Source organism: Stenotrophomonas indicatrix (assembly GCA_041545745.1).
GTDB classification, from domain to species: domain Bacteria; phylum Pseudomonadota; class Gammaproteobacteria; order Xanthomonadales; family Xanthomonadaceae; genus Stenotrophomonas; species Stenotrophomonas indicatrix_A.
Window position 1 is genome coordinate 1,357,103 of record CP168152.1, and the last position, 25,517, is coordinate 1,382,619.

Genomic DNA, 25,517 nt, shown 5'->3' on the forward strand with positions numbered 1-25,517 from the left:
CGTGCGTCTGGTCCTGAAACTGTTCCTGGGCTTCTTCCTGATCGTGGGCATCGCCGCGTTCTTCGTGATGCGCGTGTTCGTCAACGAAGTGAAGCCAGGCGTGCGCCAGGCGATGGAATCGACCCTGGTGGATGCGGCCAACGTGCTGGCCGAGATGGCCGCCGCCGACGTCAAGGCAGGCACCATCCGCAACGGCAGCTTCACCCGCAACCTGGCCAAGGCCCGGCAGCGCGACCTGAAGGCGATGGTCTGGCGCTTCCCCAAGCGCGCGCTGGACTACCGGGTGACGATCACCGACGCCAAGGGCATCGTGATCTACGATTCGCTGGGCCGCGACGTGGGCCGCGACAATTCGCGCTGGAACGATGTCTATCGCACCCTGCGCGGCGAGTATGGTGCGCGCTCCAGCCCGGAAACGCCGGGTGATGACAGCAATACGGTGATGCACGTGGCCGCGCCGGTGTACGACCCGGTCGATGGCAGCACCCTGATCGGCGTGCTCAGCCTGGCCCAGCCGAACCGCAGCATCGACCCGTTCATTGCCGCCAGCCAGCGCGCCATCATCGAACGTGGCGCGTGGCTGATCGGCCTGTCGGCGCTGGTGGGCGTGCTGGTGACCATGTGGCTGACCAACGGCCTGGGCCAGCTCAGCCGCTATGCGCGGGCGGTCAGCGCCGGTGAACCGGTGCCACCGCCGAAGCGCCGCAACGATGAGATCGGCGAGCTTGGCCAGGCACTGGAGACGATGCGGCGCAAGCTGGAAGGCAAGGCGTACGTCGAACAGTACGTGCAATCGCTGACCCACGAGATGAAAAGCCCGTTGGCGGCGATCCGTGGTGCCGCCGAACTGCTGCAGGAGCCGATGGCCGACGCCGACCGCGCGCATTTCGCCCGCAGCATCGTCGACCAGCAGGAGCGGCTGACCGAAACCATCGACAAGCTGCTGGCGCTGGCCGAGGTCGAGCAGCACGGCTGGTTGCAGACCCGTGATCCGATCGCCTTGCCCGCGCTGCTGCAGGAAGCCGCAGCGGCGGCGCAGGTGCGCGCGCAGGCCGCAGGTATCGAGCTGCTTATCGATCGGGCGCCTGATCTGCGCGTGCAGGGCGATGGCTATCTGCTGCGACAGGCGCTGCACAACCTGATCGACAACGCCATTGCGTTCTCGCCGCCCGGGGCACAGGTGCAGCTGGATGCACAACGGGACGGGCAGGGCGTACGCCTGCAGGTTGCCGACCGTGGCGCGGGCATTCCTGATTACGCACGCGAGCGCGTGTTCGAACGCTTCTATTCGCTGGCCCGACCCGGCACCGGCCGCCGCAGTTCCGGCCTCGGCCTGCCCTTCGTGCAGGAAGTCGCGCGCCTGCATGACGGCCGCGCCAGCCTGCAGCCGCGAGAAGCAGGCGGCACCGTGGCCAGCCTGTGGCTGCCGCTGGCGATACCGGGGCAGCGTCCGCGGCGCTGACTTCACACTCGCTTCAAATTCGCCACAAACCCTGCTCACCGCCACGGTCCATCCTGCAGTCCTCTCCAACGAGGACGGACGATGAAATCCCTGAAGATGCTGCTGCGGTTCGCCATTGTCGGCGGCCTGATCCTGCTGCTGCTGATCCCGCTGTTCCTGATCCGCAGCGTCATCACCGAGCGCAGCGCCTATCGCGAAGAGGCCTACTCGCGGGTGGCCGAAAGCCGTGCCGGCACCCAGCGCGTGGTCGGGCCGGTGCGCGTGGTGCCGTGGTCCAAGCGCGAGCAGGTGGAAGTGGTCGATGCGCAGGGCAACAAGAAGACCGAACTGCAGACCACCCAGGGTTACTGGTTGCAGCCGCCGGCCACCCTGCAGATCAGCGGCGAGCTGCTGCCAGGCCAGCGTTCGGTGGGCCTGTTCAAGGTGCCGGTGTACAGCTGGAATGGCCAACTCAAGGCGACCTTCAGCGAGGACGACTACCCGGAGCACGATGGCACGACCTATGGCGAGGCCTACATTGCGCTGGGTGTGTCCGATGCGCGCGGCCTGGTTGGTACGCCGAACCTGCGGGTGGATGGGCAGCAGGTCAAGCTGCTGCCGGGCGTGGCCGGCGCATCCGCACTGGGCCGTGGGTTGCATGCACCGGTCGCCGGCATCGCCCGCAGCGGAGGCACCCTGGCGGCCAGCAGCGTGGAACTGGAGCTGCAGCTCGACGGCAGCCGCTCCCTGTCGGTGGTGCCGGTAGGCGATGACAACCAGATCGCGCTGCGCTCCAGCTGGCCGCACCCGTCGTTTGCCGGTGCGTTCCTGCCGAACGAGCGGCGTGTGGATGCGCAGGGCTTCGATGCACGTTGGGCCGTCTCCTCGCTGGCATCTGACGCGCAGCAGCGACTGCACGAGGGCGATGACCTGGACGCGCAGGCCGTGCAGGTCTCGCTGGTGGACCCGGTCGATACTTATACCCAGGCCGACCGCGCTTCGAAGTACGGCGTGCTGTTCGTGGTGCTGACGTTCGTTGGCTTCATCCTGTTCGAACTGATCAAGTCGCTGCGCATCCACCCGCTGCAGTACCTGATGGTCGGCCTGGCGCTGGCGATCTTCTTCCTGCTGCTGATCAGCCTGTCCGAGCACATCGCCTTCTGGCAGGCCTATCTGGTCTCCGCGCTGGCCTGCATCGGCCTGCAGGCGGTGTACCTGGCCAATGTGCTGGGGCACTGGAAGCGGGGCCTGGGCTTCGCCGCGATGCTGACCGTGCTGTACGGCGCGCTGTATGGGCTGCTGGTGTCGGAAAACAATGCACTGCTGATGGGGTCGCTGCTGCTGTTCGTGATCCTCGCGCTGGCGATGTGGGTGACCCGTCGGGTCGACTGGTACGCCCTGGCCGAGCAGAAGTAAGGAGCAGGCCATGGGGTGGCGCCAAGGATTGCAGCAACGGGCACGACAGGGCATTCCCGCCCTGCTGGAAGTGGATGCGCTGCTGCAGGCCCATGGGGTACTGGCGGCTTTGCCGGGGGCACGGATCGCGCCCGGCCTGGTCCGCTTCCAGCTGGCCGCCATCACCTGCGAGGGATTGCAGCGGCGTGGGCTGGACTGGTTGCGGGAGGCGCGGCATGGACGCGGCGCGCTCGCGGGCCAGGTGCCCCGTTACCGGCCATGGAAGGCCGGGGCGGCAGCATTGTCGGAGATCGGTATCGACGGGCTGCCAGCGGACTGGCCGGAACATGCGGCGGTGTTTGGTTGCAGCAGCATCGACCAGCGGCACTGGCTGCTGTTGTTGCCGGAGCGCGCGCAGCTGTGGCTGGGGTGGGAGGCGTGATGGTGGAAGGGCCATCCACGCATGGCGTGGATCTACCAGGCCTCTGGTGGGTGAGGACCTTGGTCCTCACCGCTCTTCGGTGGGAGACCCCATCCACGCATGGCGTGGATCTACCAGATGCCCATGACCGATGGGACGGGGGCTGGGCGCCACGGCTGGCTAGACTCGACCGGTTGATGATCGAGCCGAAGGGCAGGGGTGCGGCGTGTTGACGTGGAGCGGGCTGAAGTGGGGCGTGCTGGCAGTAGCGCTGGCGATGGGTGGCAACGCGGTGGCGCAGCAGCGCGAGCCGGTGGACCTGGACATGGTCGGCAAGATCCGCCAGCAGGCGTTCCACAAATCGCAGGTGATGGACACCTTCGGCTACCTCACCGAACGCATCGGGCCGCGCCTGACCAATTCGCCGGCGATGGGGCGGGCCAATGCCTGGACCCGAGGCAAGTTCAACGAATGGAAGCTGGACAATGTGCATGACGAAGCCTTCGACGAATTCGGCCGTGGCTGGGAATTCACGTCGGCCAGCGTAGAGATGCTGGGCGATCGCGTGCAGCCACTGCATGCCCTGCCCAAGGCGTGGACCCCGGGCACCAAGGGCCCGGTCGAGGGCGAGCTGTTGCAGGTGGACATCAAGAAGCCTGAGGACATCGAGAAATATCGCGGCAAGCTGCGTGGCAAGATCCTGCTGCTGGGCGAGGCACGCGAATACAAGCGTGGCACCGATGCCGATTCGCACCGGCACGACGCCACCTCGCTGGAAGGCCTGCAGGAGTTCACCCTGCCCAAGGACAAGGACGTGGCCGCCGACCGCGCCAAGCGGGTCAAGGAATACCAGGAGAAGCAGGCGCTGGCGGCGAAGGTCAACGCGTTCTTCGTCGAGGAAGGCGCGCTGGCCTCGATCAGCATCAGCAGCTGGGACAACGGCATCATCCGCGTGGCCGGTGGCGGCTCGCGCAAGGCCGGCGAGTCGGTCGGCATTCCCGAACTGGCGATGATCGCCGAGCACTTCAATCCGCTGGTACGTGCGCTGGAAGCCAAGCAGAGCGTGCGCCTGCGCGTGGATGTGGCCGCACGCTTCACCGACGAGGCCGACCAGCCCGGCTACAACACGCTGGCCGAGATCCGTGGCAGCAGCAGGCCCGACGAAGTGGTGATGATCGGCGCGCACCTGGATTCCTGGCACAGCGGCACCGGCGCGGCCGACAACGCGGCCGGCGTGGCGGTGATGATGGAGGCCATGCGCATCCTCAAGGCCAGCGGCGCCAAGCCCAAGCGCACGATCCGGGTTGCACTGTGGAGTGGCGAGGAGCAGGGACTGATCGGTTCGCAGGCGTACGTGGCCAAGCACTTCGGTCGATTCCCCGAGCCGACCGACCCGGCGCAGAAGTCGCTGCCTGCCTCGCTGCGCGAACCGACCGGTGCCCTGCAGAAGACCCGTGACTACGGCAGGTTCCAGGTCTACTTCAACATGGACAACGGCTCGGGCCGTTTCCGTGGCATCTACGCACAGGAAAACCTGGCGGCCATGCCGATCTTCGAAGCCTGGCTCGCCCCGTTCCATGACGTGGGTGCAACCACCGTGGCCACCCGCAATACCGGCAGCACCGACCACATCAGCTTCGACCGCATCGGCCTGCCGGGCTTCCAGTTCATCCAGGACAAGCTGGACTATTTCAGCAACGTCCACCACAGCCACCTGGACACCTGGGACCACGCGGAACCGGAAGACCTGAAGCAGGCCGCCGCCATCGTCGCCTCCTTTGCCTACCACGCCGCCATGCGCGAGCAGCCGTTCCCGCGCAAGCCCGAGCCGCAACCGTGAAAAGGGGACGGAGGGGATTAAGTCGTATTTCCCCTCTGTTGCCCGAGTGTCCCCGCAGGAGCGGGGGAATCGCGACTTAATCCCCTCCGTCCCCTTTTTCCGCAGGGGGCGGAGGGCTGGTAAAATCGGGGGATACCCGTTCCTCGAGCCCTCCATGACCTGCCGCACCCGCTTCGCCCCCAGTCCCACCGGCTACCTGCATATCGGTGGCGCCCGCACTGCGCTGTACTGCTGGCTGGAGGCCCGTCATCGTGGCGGCGAGTTCGTGCTGCGCATCGAGGACACCGATCGGGAACGCAGCACCCAGGGCGCGATCGACGCCATCCTGGAGGCGATGGAGTGGCTGGGCCTGGACTACGACGAAGGCCCGTTCTACCAGACCGAGCGCGTTGCCCGGTACAAGGAAGTGGCCGAACAGCTGATTGCCGACGGCAAGGCGTACTACGCCTACGAGACCCGCGAAGAGCTGGACGCCATGCGCGAGGCCGCGATGGCCAGGCAGGAAAAGCCGCGCTACAACGGCGCCGCGCGCGAGCAGGGCCTGCCGTACAGGGACGACCCGAACCGCGTCATCCGCTTCAAGAATCCGCTTGAAGGCACGGTGGTGTTCGATGACCTGATCAAGGGCCGCATCGAGATCGCCAACAGCGAGCTGGATGACATGGTGATCTTCCGTCCGGACGGCTACCCCACCTACAACTTCGCGGTGGTGGTGGACGACTGGGACATGAAAATCTCCGAAGTCATCCGTGGCGACGACCACATCAACAACACCCCGCGCCAGATCAACCTGTACGAAGGCATCGGCGCACCGGTGCCGAAGTTCGGCCACATGCCGATGATCCTGGACGAGCAGGGCGCCAAGCTGTCCAAGCGCACCGGCGCGGCCGACGTGATGCAGTACAAGGACGCCGGCTACCTGCCTGATGCACTGCTGAGCTACCTGGCCCGGCTGGGCTGGTCGCACGGCGACCAGGAGCTGTTCAGCCGCCAGGAACTGATCGACCTGTTCGATGTGAAGGACTGCAATTCCAAGGCCTCGCGCTTGGACATGGCCAAGCTGGGCTGGGTCAACCAGCAGTTCCTGAAGAGCGAAGCCCCGGCTGCGGTCGCCCCGCACCTGGTCTACCAGCTGCAGAAGCTGGGCCTGGACGTGGCCGCGGGCCCGGCGCCGGAAGACGTGGTGGTCGCCCTGCGTGATCGCGTGCAGACCCTGAAGGACATGGCCGAGAGCGCCGCAGTCTGGTACCAGCCGCTGACCGAGTATGACGCCGCCGCCGTGGCCAAGCACTTCAAGGCCGGTGCCGAGGTGGCGCTGGGCAAGGCGCGTGAACTGCTGGCAGCCCTGCCGGAGTGGACCGCCGAGGCCGTTGGCGTGGCCCTGCACGATGCAGCCGCGGCGCTGGAAATGGGCATGGGCAAGGTCGCCCAGCCGCTGCGCGTGGCCATCACCGGCACCCAGGTCAGCCCTGACATTTCCCATACCGTGTACTTGGCCGGCCGCGAGCAGGCCTTGAAACGCATCGATGTGGCCATCACCAAGGTAGCAACGGCCTGAGCCCACCGGCCCACGCCCGAACTGGAGAACGCGCATGTCCGCCAAAACCGCCTGTACGGCCCCGCACCACCATGTCCACGACGCTTCGGATTTCGTGGCGGTGGTCGAGCGTGTCTCGCGTGAGCGCGGGCTGCGCCTGACCCCCATCCGCGCCAACGTGCTCAAGCTGATCGCCGAGGCCGGCAAGCCGGTCAAGGCCTACGAGCTGCTGGAGTGGGTGCGCAACGGCAAGGGTGTGGGCGCTGACGCCCCGCCCACCGTGTACCGCGCGCTCGACTTCCTCATGGCCAATGGCTTCGTGCACAAGCTGGAGTCGGTCAATGCCTTCGTGGCCTGCCACCATCCCAGCAGTGCGGCCCATTCGGTGCCGTTCCTGATCTGCAACAGCTGCCACAGCGCGGTGGAACTGGAAGACCGCGAGATCGTGACCCAGCTGGAGAAGCGGGCCAAGGAACTCGGCTTCCAACCGCAGGCACAGACGCTGGAAGTACACGGACTCTGCGCCCGCTGCGCAGGTTGATGCGAGGGTAGTGCCGACCGCTGGCCGGTATCCCCGGGATTGTGGTCAGATCCCTTTGCCTCTGGCAAAGGGATCTGACCCCGAGCATGGCTCGACTCCACCGGGCCGACGCCCTAGTCCATCGGCTTGCTCGCAGTATCCACCCTCACGATTACCGACATGCCCGGCCGCAACCGCGCCGCCAGCTGCTGCTCCCCGTTGATCGAGATCCGCACCGGCAACCGCTGCACCACCTTGGTGAAATTGCCGCTGGCATTGTCCGGGCGCAGCACGCTGAACTCCGATCCGGTGGCCGGGGCAATCTCTTCCACCCGTCCACGCAGCACCTGGCCCTGGAACGCATCCACCGAGAACGAGGCGGGCTGCCCGATCTTCATCTGCCAGGTCTGGCCTTCCTTGTAGTTGGCCACCACCCACAATGCATCGGGCACCAGGAACAGCAGCTGCGAACCGGCGGCCACGTACTGCCCCACGCGCACGCTCGCCTCGCTGATCTGCCCATCGCGCGGCGCATGGATCACCGTATTGGCCAGGTCGATGCGGGCGAGCTCAAGCTGTGCCTGCGCACTTTCCACCTGCGCTTCCAGGCTCTTGCGCGAGACCTGGGTCGAGACCAGGGTTTCTTCAGCGATGCGGATCTGCGCCTGCGACTGCTGCACGCTGGCCTGTGCCGATGCCCGGCTGGTGCGGAACTTGTCGCGGTCGTTGATCGACACCAGCTGCTGCGCTGCCAGTTCCTCGTAGCGCTTGGCCTCGTTGCGCGAGCGCTGCAGCTCGGCCTGGCCGGCCGACAGCGTGGCCCGTGCCGCAGCGATCTGCGCGCGGTTCTGCGCCTGCGACTGGTCCGAATTGGCCAAGGCCGCGCGCGCGCTGTCCAGTGTGGCCTGCGCCTGCGCCACCCGCTGCGCATAGATGCGGTCGTCGATGCGCAGCAGCGGCTCGCCCTGCTTCACGTGCTGGAAATCCTTCACCAGCACATCGGTCACGTAACCGTTCACCTGCGGCGCCATCACCGTGATCTGACCACGTACGTACGCATTGTCGGTCACCATCACGCTGCTGGTGAACGGCCACAGATGCCACGCGCGCAGGATCAGCGCGATGCCCAGCAGAGCCACCACCACCATCACCACCACGCTGCGCGAACTCGGTTTCAGGTACTTCGGTGCGGCGGCGGGTGCGGCAGGCGTCGCCGCAGGCGCCGCATCGGTGGGCGGTGGCGGGGTGACGTTCTCGGCAGCGTCGTTGTCGTCTGGACGGGGCGGGACGGGAGGCATGACGGTGGACTCAGCGCGGTGCCGCGGTCGCAGCCGCAGCGGGGGAGGAAGGATGGCGCTTGCGCCATTGTTTGCGCACGGCGGTACGCAGCGACAGCAGCAGCAACCAGCACAGGAAGCCGATCGCCAGCCAGCCGCTCAGGGTGAACACATCATTGAAGCCACGCACGTTGGCTTCGCGGCGGGTGGTCTGCGCCAGCTGCGCGCTGCCCTGTGCGCTGCGCAGCACCGGGTCGGTGATCTGCGCTGCGTACAGCTGCTGCTGGATGCGCAGGCGCTGCGCCACCACCGGGTCGGCCGGATCGAGCTGGCTGGTCAATGCGCTGGAATACAGCTGTTCGCGATGCAGCTGGAACGTTCCCAGCACTGCCGAGCCAGCCAGTCCGCCCAGCGTCTGCGTGATCGACAAGGTCACCAGGAAGGTGATCATGTGGTCCACACCCTGTTTCAGCGCGGCGGAAATGCCCAGCATGATCAGCGGGCCCATGAACATGCCGGCGCCCACCGAGGCCAGGAACTGGCTGACGTAGAAATCGTGTGGTCGATCCATGCTGGTGCGGTGCTGGTCGAAGAACGCGGCCGCGCCCAGCAGCAGGATCGCCATCAGCAGCTGCGCGATCAGCCGCTTCGGGCCGAAGGTGATCGCTGCGCCGGCGATGCCAGTCACCACGCCGGCGAGGATCACCACGAACAGCGGCCGCATCTGGTCCGGCCCCATGCCCAACGTGCGCATCAGGTTGACCACGCCGTAGGACTGTTCGGTGGTCAGGAAGCGGATCAGGAAGGCGCCGACGATGAAGTGCATCACCGGCAGGGTCGACAGCCAACGGATCTGCAGCAGCGGATTGCGCCGGTAGTGTTCGATGATCAGCGCGGTGGTGGTCAGCGCGATGGAGGCGATCAGCGCCCAGCCCAGCCACGGCGTGTTCAACCACCAGCGCGTGTAGCCCTGCGCGAGCACGATCACCAGCAGGGCGACGGCAGGCGCGAGCAGGACGAAGGTGAGGAAGTCCAGCGGTTCGAACGCCTTGACCTGGATGCCCGGTGGCAGCTTCAGCACGACCACGGCGGCAAACGCGCACAGCGCCAGCCCCGCTTCGAACGAATACAGCTGGTGCCATTGGCCGGTATCGACCAGACCGGGCGAAACGATCCAGGCAATCGGCACCGCCAGTTGCGACAGGCCAACGCCGACCACCAGCAGGTTGCCGGTGAAACGCCGCGGCAGTGCCTGCAGCATGTACAGCGTACCCAGTGTCGAACATGCCGCGCCGGCGAAACCGCTGGCGGCGCGGGTCAGCATGGTGGTCTCGAAGCTGCCGACGAACAGGTGCAGCACTGCCAGCGCCGCATACAGCCCCAGGCCGATCTCGGCGAACAGGCGGATGCCGTACTGCTGGCGGAACTTGAAGGCCAGCAGGTTGGCGGTCACGTTGACCATGGCGTAGGCAGCCACCAGCCAGCTTCCCTGGGTGGGGGTGAGCGCCAGTTGCCCCTGCAGGAAGGGCAGGTTGGCCGTCACCAGCGCATTGCCGAGGCCACCGGTGATGGCCACCAGCAGCGACACCAGTGCATAGGCTGCGCGCCGATAGGGCGGGTGCCACGGCATCGATGCCGAACCGGGCATGGTCGGCTTCTCGTGCTCCTCCCAATCCGGAACCGGCTTGAGGTACGGCTGCACCATCAGCGTTCCCCGCTGGCTGCTCCCTGGAGTCCCCCGCGCAACAGCTGCAGGGCACGCCCGGCCAGCTGGGCGCGCTCATCGCGGGTCTTGCCGCGCAGGGCCGCACCCAGCATGCCCGAGATCAGTGAAATATCCGTCTTCTCCAGGTCGGGCCGGCACAGGCCAGCGGCCTTGGCGCGGGCGATGGGCGCTTCCAGCAGGTCACGCACGGTCTCGCGTGCGGTGCGCATGGCCGGCACGTCCGAATCAACCGCGCGCCAGTAATCGGCCAGTGCAGGCGAATCGACGATGCGCTGGGCCATGCCTTCGAACACCTCGAACAGCGCATCGTCGCGGCCGCCAAGCTGCTCGACCTGGCGGCGGATGCGGTCGACCGTGCGCTGCAGCAGCGCCTGGATCAGCGCCGTACGGTCTGGGAAATTGCGGTACAGGGTGGCGCGGCCGACTTCGGCGCGCTCCACCACCAGGTCCAGCGGCGCGGTAACGCCATGTTGGCCGAACACATGGTCGGCGGCATCGAGGATGAGGGCTCGGCGGGCAGCGGCATCGGCACGTTGGGTGGTCATGGCTTCATTTTCGGACACAAATGTCCGGATGGCGAGAGACAGATGGCGACGGGATTGTCCGCTTGTTGTCGTACGCACATCTTTGTGACGGATGCGTGATGGACCCTGCCGGATCGAAGACGGAAGCTCGACCGGCTCCTCAGCATTCAGTAGATCCACGCCATGCGTGGATGAAAAGCTTGCGCAGAGTGGATCTGGCTAGTGGCTGGCTGTTCCACTCATCGAGGCTTCTTCCTGCTCTTGATGAAAGCGATGAACTCCTTCTTGTGGCCCTCAAAGACACGACGTCCGTACTTCCTGTAGTGCGGCTCGAACAGGACGTAAGCCTCTTCCAAGTCTCCCGATTCGAAGTGAATGGTAGCGGCGAGTTCGTCCATGGACACGCTCGCGGTTTCTCCCTCTCCATAGATGCCTCTGGCGACCATCGCCCACTCTCTGGCCTTCTCAAACTGGGCGGTGTCACGATAGAACACCGCCATTCCGTACGAGATGATCTGGCCGTAGTCATACGCGGATTTCGGCTCCGGAATCATGTCCCAGCTTTCAAGGAAACGATGCTCCGCCTCCGCAATATCACCGGCCAGCCAAGCAGTCCTTCCGCGCTGGGCTACGGCGAGGAAACGCGCCTCCAGATCGGTGCCAAGACTCAAGCCCATGTTGAAAGCCTCCTTCAGTTCGTTTGCTAAATCGAATTCTGAAAGAGTTTAGGCAAAGGGTAGAAAGTGATGCCGTGGCGACGGGGTGATTTCACAAGTGCAGGCCACATACGACAAAAGAGGGGGCCATTCGGCCCCCTCCAGCTACATCTCAATGATGTGTATCGATCAGAAGAACGCGCGGATCCCGAAAGCGACACCACGACCCGGCAGCGGCGAGTAATCCTTCAACAGCGAGGTGTGCGGACGCACTTCGCGGTTGGTCAGGTTGCTGCCGTCCAGGAACAGCTCGTAGCTGTTGCTGTCGCTGCGGTCCCAGCGGTAGGCCAGGTGCGCGTCGACCAGGGTGTAGCCGTTGCTCGGCTCCTCGTTCTGCGCAACGTCCTTCTGCCGGCTGTAACGCACCGCACCGACCGAGGCACGCCAGCCGTCCTTCGCCCAGCGCAGGTCGGCGCCGACACGGGCCGGGGCGATGCGCGGCAGGTAACCGGTGTTGGCCAGTTCCACGCTGTAGTTGTGGTTGTGGTCACCGTGTGGCACGGCGATGTCCAGAGTACGGCTGCCGTTGCCGTCCAGCTTGGCCTGCACGTAGTCGCCGAACACGCGCAGGTCCCAATCGCCGGCACCGCCTTCGAACAGGTGCACCAGCGCTTCGGCCTCGGCGCCCTTGAACACCGCGTCCTGCTGGGTCCAGGCACGCACCGGCAGGCTCTCGGTCACGCCGGTGTCAGCCAGGTAGATGAAGTCCTTGAACTTGGTCTGATAGATCGCGGCGGAGAAATCGAGGCGTTCGCTGTGGGTGTGGATGCCCAGTTCGATGCGCTGGCCGCGCTCGGTCTTCAGGTTGGCATCACCGATTTCCAGCGAACGGGTGGCGATGTGTGCACCGGCGGCGTACAGCTCTTCATTGGTCGGCGCGCGCTCGGAGCTGTCCACGCCGATGCGCAGGTCGACGGCATCGTTGAGCTTCCAGATGCCGGCGGCCGACAGGTTGGTGGCATCGAACTTACGGCGCTGGTAGTCGCCGGTCGGGTCCAGCTTGACCTGGTCGTGGCGACCGCCCAGTTCCAGCTTGAACGGGCCGAACTGCTTTTCCTGCAGCACGAACACGCCGATGTTCTTGGTGCCGGTATCCGGCACGAAGGCTTCTTCACCCTTTGCGCCGAAATCGCTGTTGCCGACCTGCAGGCCGAAGGCGCCGTCCCAGCCGCCGATCTGCTGCTGCACCGCTTCCAGGCGGCCTTCGATGCCGCGGTTGGTGAAGCGCGTGGACGGCGTGCCGGCTTCCAGTTCCACGTGTTCGTAGTCGGTGTAGGCCACGCGCGCGTTGACGTTCTTCAGGAACGACACCGGGTTGTAGATACCGGCCTTGGTCTCGAAGCGGTTCTGCACCATGTCGATGCGCACGTCATGCTCTTCACCTTCCTCCTCCTCGCCATGGTCATGGTCGTGACCATGGTCGTGGTCATCGCCGTCGGCGTGCACATGGGCGCCGTTGGGAATGCCGTAGTTGGTGCGGTAGGTGCTGGCAGAGACGCCGAAGTAGCCACCTTCGCCCAGCCAGGTGGCGCCGACGCCGCCGGCGCGGGTCCGGATGGAACTGTTGTCCAGGCGGCCGCGACGCGGCTCTTCGCCTTCCTCGCCCGCGTGGTCGTGGTCATCGTGATGCTCTTCCAGGCCGTCGATCACCGCGTAGCCGGGTATGCGGAAGTCGTCGCCGTTGCGGACCAGGCCATCCACATGCAGCACGACGTTGCCGCTCACGCCGTCAAGGCGGAACATGCCGCTGCGCTCGTCGTTGACCGAGTTGCCGCGCAGTTCGGCGCGGCCGCTGAGCGGACGGTCCGGCAGTTCGCGCGCGATGCGGCCATCGACCACGTTCACTGCGCCGCCGATCGCGCCGCTGCCGAACAACAGGGTCGCAGGGCCTTTCAGCACTTCGATCTGGTCGGCCAGGAACGGCTCGATGCTGGTGGCGTGGTCGGCGCTGACGGTGGAGGCATCCATGTTGCCCATGCCGTTGGACAGCACGGCCACGCGCGGGCCTTCCTGGCCGCGGATGATCGGGCGGCCGACACCGGGGCCGAAGAAGGTGCTCTGCACGCCGGGCAGCTTGGCGACGGTGTCGCCGAGGGTGCCGGCCTTCTGCTCGTCCAAGCGCTCACCGGCCAGCACTTCAACCGGGCGCGCCAGCGATTCGGCATCACCCTGCAGCGGCGATGCCGTGACCTGCACCGAGGACAGTTCGGTCAGGTGGCGGTCACGATGCGAATCATCGTCGGAGGCCGCAAAGGCGACGGAGGGCAGCAGTGCAGCAAGCGCCAGGGCCAGGGAATGCGGCTTGAAACGAGGGTGGTGGGAGGGCATGGGCGGTCCTTTGTTACAATGTATCAATCGGGTGGCGCACGAATCCCGTCGGCGGGACAGGGAGAGGGAAACCGTGCGGGTCGGGGATCAATGTTATATTATTCCATAACGATTCGCCGCCCTGCTGGAAGTCATGCCTTTGCCCTCACGTCTGCGCCACCTGCTCGATCGCTTCGGCGCCACCGGTTCGATGCTGTGCGCGGTGCACTGCGCGGTGATTCCGCTGCTGTTGGCCGCTGCCCCCTCGCTGGGTCTGTCTTTCTGGCTCAGTGATGGTGTGGAAAAAGCGCTGGTGGTGTTCGTGACCCTGCTGGGCTTGTTCAGCCTGGTCTGGGGTTACCGGCGGCACGGTGCGCTGCGTGCGCTGGCGTTCCTGATTCCTGGCCTGGTCGCGTTGTGGGCCGGCGTGCTGTACGACCCGCTGCACCACAACGCAGTGCCGCATGCGGTGGTGATGACACTGGGCGGGCTGCTGGTCGGCATCGCGCATCTGGTCAATCTGCGCCTGAATCACGGACACGTACATGACGCCAGCTGCGCGCACTAGGTGCTCCGTGGTAGGCTTTCCGATCGTGCGCGGGGGCGCCCAGCAAGGCGGCCCCGCCGAACCCGTGTCAGTACGGGGTAACCAGATTTCACATTTGAGGAGTTGAAGACATGGGTAAGGGTGACCGCAAGACCGCCAAGGGCAAGCGCTACAACGCCAGCTACGGCAACGCCCGTTCGCACACCGCGAGCAAGGTCGCTGTAGGCGCCGCCGCCCCGGTTGCCAAGAAGACCGTGGCCAAGGCTCCGGCGAAGAAGGCTGTGGCCAAGAAGGCAGTGGCCAAGGCCGGCTGATCCGCCGACCGACCGGTCCAAAGAAAACGCGGCGCTCGGCGCCGCGTTTTTTTTTGCTCTTCGGTCAGGGCGTAAGGCCGCGATCAGCGCAGGGTTTTCTGCAGCGTCTGCGCGTTGCCATCGTTGGCCGCTTCCGGCACCTGCAGCAGGTGCGCCAGCAGCGGGTAGACGTCGACGTTGTCGAAACCGTCGATCACCAGGCCTTGCCGGAATGAAGGGCCATGGGCCACGAACACCGCGCGCATTGACGGCAACGCGTTGTCGTAACCATGCGAGCCGCGCTCGACGTGCTCGCGCTTTGCGATCTTCTCGCGTGTCAGCGCGTCCCAGCCCTCATCCATCTGGCAGACGATTGCCGGCACGCGCGGATGGGTGCCGTAGTGCCAGCGCGCCGGCAGGTTTTCCTTCTTCCAGCATTCGTAGTGAGCATGACGGCCGAGCAGCGCGCGCTCGGCCTCTGCCTCACGTCCCGCCACCGGCGCGAAGCCGACCGACTGGCCCGGGCTGACGTTGCGCGCGATGCTGGGATCAACCATCGATTCGAGGGCGATCACCTGGCCCTCCGGCACCGACGCCATGCCATGGTCGGAGACCACAATCACGTTGGTGGTATCGGCCAGGCCCTGCTGTTGCAAGCCATCGAGCACCTGGCCGATGATCCGGTCGGCTTGCATGATCGCATCGGTGTACTGCCTGGAGTCCGGCCCAAAGTTGTGGCCGGCCTTGTCCACGTGCTCCATGTACAGCGTGGTCAGGCGAGGCGCATCGGCATCGGTCTGCGACAGCCAGTCGAGCACCGTCTGCGCACGCTGTTCCAGCGGTTCCTTGGCATCGTACATGCGCCACTGGCTGGGCCGTGTGCCCTGGATCTCGGCTTCGCTGCCGGGCCATGACGTGGTGGCGGTGCGCACGCCGACCTTCTCGGCCCCCACCCAGATTGGTTCGCCGCCCCACCATCCGCTGGTCATCACCGCAGTGCGGTCGTGCAGCGCGAAGCGCCCCAACGCAGCGTCGTCCATGCTGTTGTTGATGATGCCGTGGTGGTCCGGACGCAGGCCGGTGACCAGCGTGTAGTGGTTGGGGAAGGTGAGTGACGGATAGGAGGGCGTCATCCATCGAGCACGCACGCCACCGTCGATGATCCGCTGCAGGTTCGGGGTGAGGCCGCGATCCAGCGCATCGGCGCGCAGTCCGTCGATGGAGATCAGCAGCAGCTTCGGCGGCGAGGTCGGGGTCGCGCTCGTGCCGCTTGCCGCGGCGATTGTCGATGGCGAAGGCGTAGTGGTGCAGGCGGCCAGGGGCAGCAGCAGCGCCAGCGTGCAGGTCAGGCGTACGGATGTCATCCGCCCATGATAATCCGTGGCGATGACGTACCAAAGACACGTGGCGCCCTTGGGCGCCACGTGTCCGCGCATTCCACCTTATCCCCCCGCCCTTGGCGCGCCCCCTTGAACACGCCATCCCGCCGTTGGCGTGCTGGCGTGTCCACGCATTTCACCTTATCCCCGCGCCTTTGGCGCGCCCCCTTGAACAACAAGGGGGCTTTTCTCCAGACAGATTACGGATGCTTCCATCCACGCATGGCGTGGATCTACCGGAACGAATCAAACCGTCACCGGGAACCTGTCGAAGGCGGGGCGGTGTCGGATTGCGGGGTGTCCGCGGCATGGATGCCGCGGCCAAGCCTACAAGGACGTACTTGCGGCGACCCCGCAATCCGACACCGCCCCGACCACCCACGGATAGCCCGCTTTGGACGTTGATGTTGACGTTGATGTTGCTCTGGCTTGTAGCGGGTGCAGGGCGCAGCCCTGCCTCCAACCCTCATGCAAACAACGGCGCCTGCCGCTGCTCCAGCCGCAACAAGGCCGCCTTGGTTTCCAGTCCACCACCGAAGCCCGTCAACGTACCGTTGCTGCCGATCACGCGATGGCAGGGCAGCACGATCGGCAACGGATTGCGGCCATTGGCCGCGCCGACTGCACGGGTCGCCGTAGGCTGACCCAACTGCTGCGCCAGCTGCAGGTAGCTCCAGGTCTGGCCGAAGGGAATCAACGCCAGCGCATGCCAGACGCGCAGCTGGAACGGCGTGCCATGCGGTGCCAGCGCCAGGTCGAAACCGCTGCGCTCACCGTGCAGGTACTGCAGCAACTGTTCGCGCGCCTCCGGCAATGCGCCGGGCGCGTAATGCCAGTGCTCGCGGCCGCGCGCAGGATGGCGGTTTTCCGGGAACAGAACGTGGGCCAGGCCATTCTCATCCCCGGCGATGGTCAGTTCACCGATCGGTGTGTCGAAGCGATCGAACAACAGGTTCATGAGGGTTCTCCAACGAAAGTGCCGGACAGGTGCCACAGATGCAGCACGGCATAGGCGCGCCATGGGCGCCACGATTGCGAACGCGCTTCGGTGGCGCGTTCGCTGAGGCGCTGGCCCTGTGCGTGGCCCAGCACCTGCTGCAACACCAGATCACCGGCGGGGAAGGCATCAGGCTGGCCGAGCCCGCGCAGGGCAATGTACTGCGCCGTCCACGGGCCGATGCCAGGCAGTGCCACGCAGCGCGCGACGAAATCCTCCAGTGCCTGGCCCGGCCCGAAGTCCAGCTGGCCGCTGGCGCAGGCCGCAGCGAGGGCGCGCACGGTGGCGGCGCGGCTGCGTGGCAGGCCGATCGATTCCAGTGGGGCTTCGGCAAGCACGTCCGGTGCTGGAAATTGACGGTCGAATTCAGACGGCATGCCGGGCAGGTGCGCACCGTAGGCATCGACCAGCCGGCGCGCGAACGTGGTTGCCGCCGCCACGCTGACCTGTTGGCCCAGCACCGCGCGTACGCCCACCTCGAAGCCGTCCCAGCCGCCTGGTACGCGCAGGCCGGGGCGCTCGTCAATGCCTCGTGCCAGCAGGGGTTCATTGCCCAGTGCTGCGTGCACCTGCTGCAGGTCGGCGTCCAGGTCGAACACGCGACGCACGCGGCGCACGATGTCCGGAATCAGGCGCGGGTCGACCGCGCCCAGCTGCAGGCGCAGCTCGGGCCGCTTCGGGTCGGCGGTGACCCGCAGTAGCGTGGGGCGCTCGGCTGTGCCCAGTACGCGCTGGTAACTGTCTTCACCGATCAGCTCGATGCCGGGCAGGCTGCGCTTGCGCAGGAACGACAGCATCCGCGGGAAATCCAGCGGCGGTCGATAGCCCAGGCGCAGCACCAGCCCGCCATCGTCGGCGGCCAGTGGATGGTGTTGGCGGCGCAGTACAGTAGGCGCCATACCGCAGCCCTGCAGGAATGCCGTGTTGAAGCGGCGCAGGCTGTTGTAACCGGCGGCCAGCGCCACATCGGTCACCGGCAGCGTGGTTTCGGTCAGCAGCTGCTTGGCCAGCAGCAGGCGATGGGTTGCGTGGATCTGGCCTGGCGTTGCCCCCAACCGTTCGACGAACAGGCGTTGCAGCTGGCGTGCGCTGAGGCCGATCTTCCCAGCCAGGTCGGCCACCGGCTGGTCCTGCAGGAAGCCCGCATGGATCAAAGCGAGGGCGCGCTGCACGGCCTGTCCGGCCAGCGCCTGTTGTGCCAGCGGGGCCAGTTCGGGTCGGCAGCGCAGGCAGGGACGATAGCCGGCCGAAGCGGCGGCAGCAGCCGTGGGGTAATAGGTGATGTTGCGCGGCTTCGGTGGCGGCGCCGGGCACACTGGCCGGCAGTAGATGCCGGTGCTGCGCACGGCGGTGAAGAACACGCCGTCGAAGCGCGCATCACGGGCCAGGCGGGCGCGATCGCAGGCGGCAGTGTCGAGGGCGAGTGCGGTATCCATGGCGCCAGTCTAGGCGCGTCCGGGGGACAGTACTCGCCATATTCGGACATGGATGCTGGGGGAGGTCGGCCGGGCTGCGCCCGGCACCCGCAGAGGCAACGGCAACCTCAGCAGCAACAGCAACAGCGGGCGATCCCTGGGATGGCGGGGTGGGTCCGGTTGCAGGGGACGCTGCAAGTACGTCCCTGTAAGCTCGGTCGCGCCATCCATGGCGCTCACGCCCCTGCAACCGGACCCACCCCGCCTTTGACAGTTTCACGCTGCTGTTGGTGGGTGCCGACTTCCCACTGCTTCTGATGGGCGTCGACTTCCCGCTGCTTCTGGTGGGTGTCGACCTTGGTCGACACGTAGATCTGCGCCATGCGTGGATGGGATGTGGGACGACGCTGGAACGGGAAATGACAGGGTCAGAGGGTCAGAAGAGGTTCAGTGGCGCGCGCTGAATGCGCGCCATGGGCAGGTAGACTGTGGTTCTTACCTGTCCGAAATCCGGTTGCCCGATGTCCGCCAAATTCCGCTGGTTGCCCCTGTTGTGCCTGGCCCTGGCGGGCTGCACTCAGTTGGAGAACCCCGGCAACGTCACTGCCGCAGACAAGGCTACGCGTGCCCCGGCCAGCGATGGCGAGAACATGGTGTCGATCAATGCCGCCGATGCGCCGCCGCCGCCGGCACCGGCACGCAGCCGGGCTGATCGGCCTTGGCCGCAGGCGCAGCTGGAAAACGGCAAGGCCTGGGTCAGCTGCACCACCGATTACGCCGGCGACGGCGGCGATGGTGTTGAACTGGAAGGCCTGCAGCGCGAACAGCTGAAGCAGGCCCTGGCGCCGTGTGCCGAGCGTGGGCTGCTGCGGGTGCGCTACAACGGCAAGATCAACCCCGGGTTTGCCGAGATGATGTGGCGGCTGGCCGTGGTGGCCGACGAACTGCAGATCCACAAGCGCATCCTCGACCTGGATTCCAGCGGTGGCCAGGTGGAATCGGCCATCGTTGCCGGCGACAGCATCGGCGAATCCGGCTGGACCATCTGGGTGCGCGAGGGCTCGATCTGCCACAGCGCCTGCGTGTTCGTACTGGCTGCCGGCGACAACCGCCTGCTGACCGGCAAGGTCGGCATCCACCGCATGATGCGCATCAGTTCCAAGGCCACGTCGCGCGCTGAACTCAACCGCGAACTGCACGAGGTCTATGACAACGTGAAGGACTACCTGCAGCGCAATGGCGTGGCGGTGGGCGTGGCCGACCTGATGATGACCGTGCCCAACCGCAGTCTGCGCCTGTTGACGGCCGAAGAGCTTCGCCAATACGGCCTGGACGGCACCAACGCGGTGCAGGATGACCTTGAGCGGATCAAGCAGATGCGTGCCTGCGGCGACGACTTCGTGCAGCGCAAGGATGCGTTCCTGGTGGCCTTCGACCAGCAGTGCAAGCGCGACGGCGCCGACATGGAATCGATCAACAGCTGTGGCCAGTCGCTGAAACAGCGCTTCGGCTTCCCCGATCCGGTATGCCCGGAGGAAAGCCCGCTGTCGGAGATCGACGTGGCCACGCTGCCGCCGGCACCGCCGGAGCAGCCACCGGTGGCCGAGCAGCTGCCCCCGACATCGGCGGCACCGGCGGCGCAGGCCGAGGCTGGTGCGGTGGAAGGCAGCGTCCGGGCGCGCTGACGGTCCGCTCACTGCGCTGGCGTAGACTGCGGTTCTTTCAATCGAACCGGCGGTGTCCATGAAGCGCGTGCTCCTGCTGCTGTCCCTGTTGCCCCTGGCTGCACTGGCGCAAGCGCCTGCACCGGCCACGCCCGCGCCGGCCCCGGCGCGCCCCGCGCCGAGCACCCCGGCGGCCGCGAAACCGGCGACCGCTGCCACGCCCGTGCTGAGTGCTGCCCAGCAGGCGCAGGTGCAGAAACAGGACGCGGAAATGGGCAGCGCCGCATTGAAGGCCGCGCAACTGGTCGACGCCAATCGGGCGGGTGAGTTGTGGGACGGCGCCTCGGCTGTTGCCCGTCGCGCGGTGCCCAAGGCGGCCTTCGTCAGCCAGCTTGCGGCAGACCGCACGCGCCTGGGTGCGCTGGCCGGGCGTGGCCAGCCGACCATCACCCGCGTGAAATACGCTGCAGGTGCTGCCGTGCCCGAGGGCCTGTACATCAACGTCAGCTTCCCGACCCGTTTCGCCAACAGCGCGCAGCCGGTCCGCGAGCTGGTGTCGTTCCGCTTCGACGAAGACCAGACCTGGCGCCTGGCCGGTTACAGCCTGCGTGCGTCGGCACCCTGAGGATCGGCAGCAGTAACTCCTTGGTGGAGCCAATTGCAGAAAAGCTTAGGAAAATAGCTGTGAAATATCATCTAACGGAGGGGCAGCTCAATCGTTCGGCTGAAATTTCGGCTGTTGATGGTCTGTCAACACAATTGGGAGTGGCACTTCCTGAGAGTTACATTGAATTCCTTAAGACGCACGACGGTGGCGAAGGATTCATTGGCGATAACTACATAATTTTCTGGAAGGCAGAAGAGGTGGTCGATTTCAATCGTGAATATGAGGTCGATACATATGCGCCAGGCATATTTTTGATCGCTTCCAGCGGCGGAGGCGAGGGGTATGGTTTTGACACATTGGATGTAGCGATGTCGGTAGTTCGGGTTCCTTTCATAGGTATGGATCGTCAGCATGCGATCTCGGTAGCGAGGGATATTCCCGATCTGTTTGCTCATCTGGCAGAACAGGATGATTGGCTTGAATAAGAATTCGCGTCCTGGAGGCATGGAGTTGTTCGAGATTGAACCCGTTATCGTTGGCGGTGATCCGGTCCGTCCTGAGAATAAAACGTGGTTGACGAGACAGCAGCACTTTGAGGCTGTGCGCTACTGGAACCGAATTATCAGCAGTCTGCGTAATGAATCGAAGTAATTGAGGATTCTCCGATCAACCTGTCGCCCCGTGGATGAGCAAATGGCAACTGAACTGACGATGCTGGCGTGGGCGATGCTGCTGGGTTTCGTCTACATCTTCGCCGCCTCCACTGTGGTCACCCGCGAGCGCGGGATGAAATGGAACGCCTCGGCACGCGACGACTCGTCCAAGCCGCTGAGCCCGCTGGCAGGCAGGCTGCAGCGGGCGCAATCCAACTTCTTCGAGACCTTCCCGTTCTTCGCCGCCGCTGCGATTGCGGTGGTGGTGGCCGGGCGGGGCAGCGACACCACCGCGCTGGCGGCACAGATCTACTTCTGGGCACGTGTGGTGTACCTGCCGCTGTATGCGGCCGGCGTGCCCTATGTGCGCAGCCTGGTCTGGCTGGTATCCATCGTGGCAATCCTGGCGCTGGTGTGCGCGCTGCTGTGACGCGCAGCTGATCCAGATCAAGGCCGGTCAGGCACGCAGCGCTATGCTGGCCGCGACTGGATCAACGGCAGGAGGCGCGCATGCGCAGGATGGACGTGGTGGTGGTCGGTGCCGGGCCGGCCGGGTTGTGCTTTGCGCGCGCACTGGCTGCTACCGGCCTGCAGGTCGGGCTGGTCGAGGCGCAGCCGCGCCAGGCCTTGGCCGAGGCCGCCTTCGATGGCCGTGAAATCGCCCTGACCCATGCGTCGCGGCAGAGCCTGGAACGGCTTGGCCTGTGGCAACGCCTGCCCGAGACCGAGGTTGCCGAGCTGCGCGATGCGCGGGTGATGAACGGCGGGTCGCCATTCGCGCTGACCTTCGCCAGCAGCCAGGTCGACGGCCAGCCGCTGGGCTGGCTGGTGCCCAACCATCTGATCCGCCGCGCGGCCTGGCAGACAGTGCAGGGCCAGGACGGGCTGGAGCTGTTCGATGGTCGCAAGGTGCAAGCGGTGCGCGCCGACAGCCAGGGCCACGTGGTGCGCCTGGATGATGGCAGCGAACTGCACGCGCGCCTGCTGGTGTGCGCCGACAGCCGCTTCTCCGGCACCCGCCGCATGCTTGGCATCGGTGCGCAGATGCGTGACTTCGGCAAGTCGATGCTGGTCTGCAGGATGCAGGTCGAGCGCGATCATCACCACACGGCGTGGGAGTGGTTCGGCTATGGCCGCACGATGGCGCTGCTGCCGCTCAACGAAGGCCAGGCATCGGCGGTGATCACCCTGCCGCCGCGGCAGATCGAAGAACTGCTGGCGATGGATGAGATTGCGTTCGGGGACGCCATCAGCGGTTTCTTCGAGCATCGGCTGGGGCGCATGCAGCCGGTGGCGACGCCGCAGGCTTATCCCCTTGTCGGGGTATATGCGCACCGCTTCGTGGGCGAACGTTCGGCTCTGATCGGCGATGCAGCGGTGGGCATGCACCCGGTCACCGCGCATGGTTTCAACCTGGGCCTGGCCAGTGCGCAGCGGCTGGCGCAGGGCATCGCCGAGCAGCAGCGGCGCGGGGCGGACATCGCCGCCGCCGGCGTGCTGGGCAGCTACCAGCGCGGACATCGGCTGGCGGCGCGGCCGCTGTATGAAGCGACCAATGCGATTGCCAGCCTGTATACCGACGACCGCCGGCCGGCGCGTCTGTTGCGTGCTGCCGGGTTGCGTGTGGCGCAGGGAGTGGCGCCGTTCCGGCAGCTGATTGCCGCCCACCTGACCCAGCGCGTGGCCTGACGGCCGCGCGGTGACTCAAACGGCGGCCAGCACCCGGATCTGGCTGTCGTTGAACTCGACCACCTGGCCTGCGCGGATCTTGCAGGCCTTGCGCAGCTCGACCTCGCCATCGACCAGCACTAGGCCTTCGCTGATGACCATCTTGGCCTCGCCGCCGCTGGTGACCAGGTCGGCCAGCTTCAGCAACTGCTTGAGTTCGACGTAGTCGCCGTCGAGGTCGAATTCGAGGATCTGCATGGAACGGGGTTTCCTGGGGCTGGCGCTGCAGGGCAGGGCCTGCAGCGGTAGAATGGGCGCTCATTGTGCGCCACGGCGGGCCGTAACGGCATGCCGGTGGTGTTCCTGTACACCATGTTCAGGAACAGTGCGGTATCATTCCGCTCTGAGCGAGTGAAACCTCAGCTTCAACCGAGCAGCGCCAGGGCACGCGATAAGAAGGGCGCCCAAAGCGCGGAATCCCCCTTTTTTCGCCTGCCATGCTCGTGGCAGTGCCTTCGGAGTTCCCCATGTCCCAAGAAACCCAAGCGCAGCTGCAGTTCGCGCAGCTCGGCCTGTCCGATTCCGTCATGCAGGCTGTCACTGCCATCGGCTACGAAACGCCGTCGCCGATCCAGGCTGCCACCATCCCGGCGATGCTGGAAGGCCGCGACGTGCTGGGCCAGGCCCAGACCGGTACCGGCAAGACCGCAGCCTTCGCGCTGCCGGTGCTGTCCAACATCGACCTGCAGCAGATCAAGCCGCAGGCCCTGGTGCTGGCACCGACCCGTGAGCTGGCCATCCAGGTTGCCGAGGCGTTCCAGTCCTATTCCTCGAAGATCCCCGGCTTCCGCGTGTTGCCGGTGTACGGCGGCCAGCCGTACGGCCAGCAGCTGACGGCCCTGCGCCGCGGTGTGCACATCGTGGTCGGTACCCCCGGCCGCGTCATCGACCATCTGAACCGCAGCACGCTTGACCTGTCCGAGCTGAAGACGCTGGTGCTGGACGAAGCCGATGAAATGCTGCGCATGGGCTTCATCGACGACGTCGAAGCGGTGCTGAAGAAGCTGCCGGAGAAGCGCCAGGTGGCGCTGTTCTCGGCCACCATGCCGCCGGCCATCCGTCGCATCGCGCAGACCTACCTGAAGGACCCGGTCGAAGTCACCATCGCGACCAAGACCACCACCTCGGCCAACATCCGCCAGCGCTACTGGTGGGTGAGCGGCATGCACAAGCTGGACGCGCTGACCCGCATCCTGGAAGTCGAGCCGTTCGACGCGATGATCGTCTTCGCGCGCACCAAGGCCGGCACCGAGGAACTGGCCAGCAAGCTGCAGGCCCGTGGCCTGGCCGCTGCCGCCATCAACGGTGACATGCAGCAGGCCCAGCGTGAGCGCACCATCGCCATGCTGAAGGAAGGCAAGCTGGACATCCTGGTCGCCACCGACGTGGCTGCCCGTGGCCTGGACGTGGAGCGCATCAGCCACGTGCTGAACTACGACATCCCGTACGACACCGAAAGCTACGTGCACCGTATCGGCCGTACCGGTCGTGCCGGCCGTAGCGGTGAAGCGATCCTGTTCGCCACCCCGCGCGAAAAGGGCATGCTGCGCCAGATCGAGCGCGCGACCCGCCAGCCGATCGAAGAAATGCAGCTGCCGAGCGTGGAAGCGGTCAACGACAACCGCATCAACAAGTTCACCTCGCGCATCACCGAGACCCTGGGCCAGGGCGGCCTGGACTTCTACCGCCAGCTGCTGGAGCGCTTCGAGGCCGAGCAGAACGTGCCGGCCATCGAAGTGGCCGCCGCACTGGCCAAGATGATGCAGGGCGATACCCCGTTCCTGCTGCAGCCGCCGGTGCGCGCACCGCGCGAAGAGCGCGCGCCGCGTGAGCGTTTCGAGCGCACTGAGCGCCCGGAACGTGGCGACCGCAACGAGCGCGGCCCGCGCTTCGAGCGTGGTCCGCGTCGTGACGATGCCGAAGGTGGCTTCGAGCAGCGTCCGCGCCGTGACGTGCCGCCGCGCGGTGCGCCGGAGCAGGGCATGGAGACCTACCGCATCTCGGTCGGCCACCAGCATGGCGTGAAGCCGGCCAACATCGTCGGCGCCATCGCCAACGAAGCTGGTCTGGAAAGCCGCTTCATCGGTCGCATCGACATCCACGACGACTTCTCGCTGCTGGATCTGCCGGCACAGATGCCGTCGGACGTGCTGACCCACCTGCAGAAGGTGTGGGTGTCCGGCCAGCAGCTGCAGATGCGCCCGTTGGCGGCCGGTGAAGAGGTCAATCCGGCGCCGCGTCCGTTCAAGCCGCGCTTCGACAAGCGTGGTCCGGGCGGTCCGGGTGGCCCGGGCGGTCCGCGTCGCAGTGGTCCGGGTGGCCCCGGCGGCGACCGTGACAGCCGTCCGCCGCGTCGTGATGGCTTCAACAAGCCGCGCGGCCCGCGCAGCTTCTAGGCCGCGCTGAAGTAGATGAACAACGCCAGCCTCCGGGTTGGCGTTGTCTTTTGTGCAATGTCAGGCATGCTCGCTCCGACCTGCCGGTCACCGGCCAGGTCCGGTTTCGCATGGCCCACACATCACCGGTTCTA

The 25,517-nt window shown here is 66.1% G+C and carries 24 protein-coding genes; 14 read left to right on the forward strand and 10 right to left on the reverse strand.

Going from position 1 to position 25,517, the window contains the following annotated elements:
• Position 1 precedes the first annotated feature (1 nt).
• From creC to ACEF39_RS06210, 6 genes are all read left to right on the forward strand, one after another.
• Positions 2-1,462 (forward strand): two-component system sensor histidine kinase CreC, encoded by a 1,461-nt coding sequence (gene creC, locus ACEF39_RS06185; RefSeq protein ID WP_500287329.1) that lies wholly within the window; start codon positions 2-4, stop codon positions 1,460-1,462.
• An 81-nt stretch (positions 1,463-1,543) separates the two neighbouring features.
• A complete protein-coding gene (gene creD / locus ACEF39_RS06190; RefSeq protein ID WP_500287330.1) occupies positions 1,544-2,857 on the forward strand; it encodes a cell envelope integrity protein CreD in 1,314 nt (437 codons plus the stop codon).
• A 10-nt stretch (positions 2,858-2,867) separates the two neighbouring features.
• A complete protein-coding gene (locus tag ACEF39_RS06195; RefSeq protein WP_500287331.1) occupies positions 2,868-3,278 on the forward strand; it encodes a hypothetical protein in 411 nt (136 codons plus the stop codon).
• A gap of 256 nt (positions 3,279-3,534) precedes the next feature.
• Positions 3,535-5,097 (forward strand): M28 family metallopeptidase, encoded by a 1,563-nt coding sequence (locus tag ACEF39_RS06200; protein ID WP_500287981.1) that lies wholly within the window; start codon positions 3,535-3,537, stop codon positions 5,095-5,097.
• Positions 5,098-5,251: 154 nt separating this feature from the next.
• Entirely contained in the window at positions 5,252-6,655 is a 1,404-nt protein-coding gene (gltX, locus tag ACEF39_RS06205; protein ID WP_500287332.1) for a glutamate--tRNA ligase, read from the forward strand.
• A gap of 34 nt (positions 6,656-6,689) precedes the next feature.
• The gene (locus ACEF39_RS06210) at positions 6,690-7,175 is read left to right on the forward strand and encodes a Fur family transcriptional regulator (RefSeq protein ID WP_025879333.1); all 486 of its coding nucleotides are present in this window, start codon (positions 6,690-6,692) and stop codon (positions 7,173-7,175) included.
• A 113-nt stretch (positions 7,176-7,288) separates the two neighbouring features.
• On the opposite strand, the gene ACEF39_RS06215 is transcribed toward ACEF39_RS06210, so the two are convergent.
• From ACEF39_RS06215 to ACEF39_RS06235, 5 genes are all read right to left on the reverse strand, one after another.
• A complete protein-coding gene (locus ACEF39_RS06215) occupies positions 7,289-8,452 on the reverse strand; it encodes an HlyD family secretion protein (protein ID WP_500287333.1) in 1,164 nt (387 codons plus the stop codon).
• A 10-nt stretch (positions 8,453-8,462) separates the two neighbouring features.
• The gene (locus ACEF39_RS06220; protein WP_500287334.1) at positions 8,463-10,136 is read right to left on the reverse strand and encodes an MFS transporter; all 1,674 of its coding nucleotides are present in this window, start codon (positions 10,134-10,136) and stop codon (positions 8,463-8,465) included.
• Positions 10,136-10,702 carry a TetR/AcrR family transcriptional regulator gene (locus ACEF39_RS06225; protein ID WP_500287335.1) on the reverse strand — a complete coding sequence of 189 codons (567 nt, stop codon included), beginning with the start codon at positions 10,700-10,702 and terminating at the stop codon, positions 10,136-10,138. Before ACEF39_RS06225 ends, ACEF39_RS06220 begins: the two co-directional genes overlap by 1 nt.
• A gap of 218 nt (positions 10,703-10,920) precedes the next feature.
• Positions 10,921-11,358 (reverse strand): hypothetical protein, encoded by a 438-nt coding sequence (locus tag ACEF39_RS06230; RefSeq protein WP_500287336.1) that lies wholly within the window; start codon positions 11,356-11,358, stop codon positions 10,921-10,923.
• 168 nt (positions 11,359-11,526) lie between these two features.
• Entirely contained in the window at positions 11,527-13,725 is a 2,199-nt protein-coding gene (locus ACEF39_RS06235; protein ID WP_500287337.1) for a TonB-dependent receptor, read from the reverse strand.
• A 133-nt stretch (positions 13,726-13,858) separates the two neighbouring features.
• On the opposite strand from ACEF39_RS06235, the gene ACEF39_RS06240 reads away from it, so the two are divergent.
• Positions 13,859-14,272, forward strand: a complete 414-nt coding sequence (locus ACEF39_RS06240) for a MerC domain-containing protein (RefSeq protein ID WP_025879338.1) — start codon at positions 13,859-13,861, stop codon at positions 14,270-14,272.
• A 110-nt stretch (positions 14,273-14,382) separates the two neighbouring features.
• Positions 14,383-14,565, forward strand: coding sequence for a 30S ribosomal protein THX (locus ACEF39_RS06245; RefSeq protein ID WP_025879339.1), 183 nt, complete (start codon positions 14,383-14,385; stop codon positions 14,563-14,565).
• An 83-nt stretch (positions 14,566-14,648) separates the two neighbouring features.
• On the opposite strand, the gene ACEF39_RS06250 is transcribed toward ACEF39_RS06245, so the two are convergent.
• The 4 genes from ACEF39_RS06250 to ACEF39_RS06265 form a co-directional block, all read right to left on the reverse strand.
• The gene (locus tag ACEF39_RS06250; RefSeq protein WP_500287338.1) at positions 14,649-15,908 is read right to left on the reverse strand and encodes an alkaline phosphatase family protein; all 1,260 of its coding nucleotides are present in this window, start codon (positions 15,906-15,908) and stop codon (positions 14,649-14,651) included.
• 481 nt (positions 15,909-16,389) lie between these two features.
• Entirely contained in the window at positions 16,390-16,881 is a 492-nt protein-coding gene (locus ACEF39_RS06255) for a methylated-DNA--[protein]-cysteine S-methyltransferase (protein ID WP_025877732.1), read from the reverse strand.
• Positions 16,878-18,356 (reverse strand): DNA-3-methyladenine glycosylase 2 family protein, encoded by a 1,479-nt coding sequence (locus ACEF39_RS06260; protein ID WP_191077520.1) that lies wholly within the window; start codon positions 18,354-18,356, stop codon positions 16,878-16,880. The genes ACEF39_RS06255 and ACEF39_RS06260 overlap by 4 nt, the downstream gene beginning before the upstream one ends.
• Positions 18,357-18,571: 215 nt before the next feature.
• Entirely contained in the window at positions 18,572-18,718 is a 147-nt protein-coding gene (locus ACEF39_RS06265; protein WP_500287339.1) for a hypothetical protein, read from the reverse strand.
• 138 nt (positions 18,719-18,856) lie between these two features.
• On the opposite strand from ACEF39_RS06265, the gene ACEF39_RS06270 reads away from it, so the two are divergent.
• The 5 genes from ACEF39_RS06270 to ubiM all read left to right on the forward strand — a co-directional run bounded on the left by ACEF39_RS06270 (position 18,857) and on the right by ubiM (position 22,948).
• The gene (locus ACEF39_RS06270) at positions 18,857-20,020 is read left to right on the forward strand and encodes a COG3904 family protein (RefSeq protein WP_500287340.1); all 1,164 of its coding nucleotides are present in this window, start codon (positions 18,857-18,859) and stop codon (positions 20,018-20,020) included.
• Positions 20,021-20,078: 58 nt separating this feature from the next.
• Positions 20,079-20,624, forward strand: a complete 546-nt coding sequence (locus ACEF39_RS06275) for a DUF4019 domain-containing protein (RefSeq protein ID WP_500287341.1) — start codon at positions 20,079-20,081, stop codon at positions 20,622-20,624.
• A 23-nt stretch (positions 20,625-20,647) separates the two neighbouring features.
• On the forward strand, positions 20,648-21,091 hold the full coding sequence (locus ACEF39_RS06280) for an SMI1/KNR4 family protein (protein WP_500287982.1): 444 nt from the start codon (positions 20,648-20,650) through the stop codon (positions 21,089-21,091).
• Positions 21,092-21,299: 208 nt separating this feature from the next.
• Positions 21,300-21,689, forward strand: a complete 390-nt coding sequence (locus tag ACEF39_RS06285) for an MAPEG family protein (RefSeq protein ID WP_500287342.1) — start codon at positions 21,300-21,302, stop codon at positions 21,687-21,689.
• 80 nt (positions 21,690-21,769) lie between these two features.
• Entirely contained in the window at positions 21,770-22,948 is a 1,179-nt protein-coding gene (gene ubiM / locus ACEF39_RS06290) for a 5-demethoxyubiquinol-8 5-hydroxylase UbiM (protein ID WP_500287343.1), read from the forward strand.
• A 15-nt stretch (positions 22,949-22,963) separates the two neighbouring features.
• Here ubiM and ACEF39_RS06295 read toward each other — a convergent pair whose 3' ends face one another.
• The gene (locus ACEF39_RS06295; protein WP_089239773.1) at positions 22,964-23,185 is read right to left on the reverse strand and encodes an RNA-binding S4 domain-containing protein; all 222 of its coding nucleotides are present in this window, start codon (positions 23,183-23,185) and stop codon (positions 22,964-22,966) included.
• A gap of 269 nt (positions 23,186-23,454) precedes the next feature.
• Between ACEF39_RS06295 and ACEF39_RS06300 the strand changes: the two genes are divergently transcribed.
• Positions 23,455-25,383 carry a DEAD/DEAH box helicase gene (locus tag ACEF39_RS06300; RefSeq protein WP_500287344.1) on the forward strand — a complete coding sequence of 643 codons (1,929 nt, stop codon included), beginning with the start codon at positions 23,455-23,457 and terminating at the stop codon, positions 25,381-25,383.
• Positions 25,384-25,517: the final 134 nt, after the last annotated feature.

Coding starts and splice junctions, on each gene's coding strand:
- ACEF39_RS06210 (WP_025879333.1), top strand. CDS start 6,690: ATGTCCGCCAAAACCGCCTGTACGGCCCCGCACCACCATGTCCACGAC.
- ACEF39_RS06200 (WP_500287981.1), top strand. CDS start 3,535: ATGGGTGGCAACGCGGTGGCGCAGCAGCGCGAGCCGGTGGACCTGGAC.
- ubiM (WP_500287343.1), top strand. CDS start 21,770: ATGCGCAGGATGGACGTGGTGGTGGTCGGTGCCGGGCCGGCCGGGTTG.
- ACEF39_RS06235 (WP_500287337.1), bottom strand. CDS start 13,725: ATGCCCTCCCACCACCCTCGTTTCAAGCCGCATTCCCTGGCCCTGGCG.
- ACEF39_RS06295 (WP_089239773.1), bottom strand. CDS start 23,185: ATGCAGATCCTCGAATTCGACCTCGACGGCGACTACGTCGAACTCAAG.
- ACEF39_RS06300 (WP_500287344.1), top strand. CDS start 23,455: ATGTCCCAAGAAACCCAAGCGCAGCTGCAGTTCGCGCAGCTCGGCCTG.
- creD (WP_500287330.1), top strand. CDS start 1,544: ATGAAATCCCTGAAGATGCTGCTGCGGTTCGCCATTGTCGGCGGCCTG.
- ACEF39_RS06240 (WP_025879338.1), top strand. CDS start 13,859: ATGCCTTTGCCCTCACGTCTGCGCCACCTGCTCGATCGCTTCGGCGCC.
- ACEF39_RS06270 (WP_500287340.1), top strand. CDS start 18,857: ATGTCCGCCAAATTCCGCTGGTTGCCCCTGTTGTGCCTGGCCCTGGCG.
- ACEF39_RS06265 (WP_500287339.1), bottom strand. CDS start 18,718: ATGGCGCAGATCTACGTGTCGACCAAGGTCGACACCCACCAGAAGCAG.
- ACEF39_RS06260 (WP_191077520.1), bottom strand. CDS start 18,356: ATGGATACCGCACTCGCCCTCGACACTGCCGCCTGCGATCGCGCCCGC.
- ACEF39_RS06255 (WP_025877732.1), bottom strand. CDS start 16,881: ATGAACCTGTTGTTCGATCGCTTCGACACACCGATCGGTGAACTGACC.
- ACEF39_RS06230 (WP_500287336.1), bottom strand. CDS start 11,358: ATGGGCTTGAGTCTTGGCACCGATCTGGAGGCGCGTTTCCTCGCCGTA.
- ACEF39_RS06250 (WP_500287338.1), bottom strand. CDS start 15,908: ATGACATCCGTACGCCTGACCTGCACGCTGGCGCTGCTGCTGCCCCTG.
- ACEF39_RS06225 (WP_500287335.1), bottom strand. CDS start 10,702: ATGACCACCCAACGTGCCGATGCCGCTGCCCGCCGAGCCCTCATCCTC.
- ACEF39_RS06220 (WP_500287334.1), bottom strand. CDS start 10,136: ATGGTGCAGCCGTACCTCAAGCCGGTTCCGGATTGGGAGGAGCACGAG.
- ACEF39_RS06245 (WP_025879339.1), top strand. CDS start 14,383: ATGGGTAAGGGTGACCGCAAGACCGCCAAGGGCAAGCGCTACAACGCC.
- ACEF39_RS06275 (WP_500287341.1), top strand. CDS start 20,079: ATGAAGCGCGTGCTCCTGCTGCTGTCCCTGTTGCCCCTGGCTGCACTG.
- ACEF39_RS06195 (WP_500287331.1), top strand. CDS start 2,868: ATGGGGTGGCGCCAAGGATTGCAGCAACGGGCACGACAGGGCATTCCC.
- gltX (WP_500287332.1), top strand. CDS start 5,252: ATGACCTGCCGCACCCGCTTCGCCCCCAGTCCCACCGGCTACCTGCAT.
- ACEF39_RS06215 (WP_500287333.1), bottom strand. CDS start 8,452: ATGCCTCCCGTCCCGCCCCGTCCAGACGACAACGACGCTGCCGAGAAC.
- ACEF39_RS06285 (WP_500287342.1), top strand. CDS start 21,300: ATGGCAACTGAACTGACGATGCTGGCGTGGGCGATGCTGCTGGGTTTC.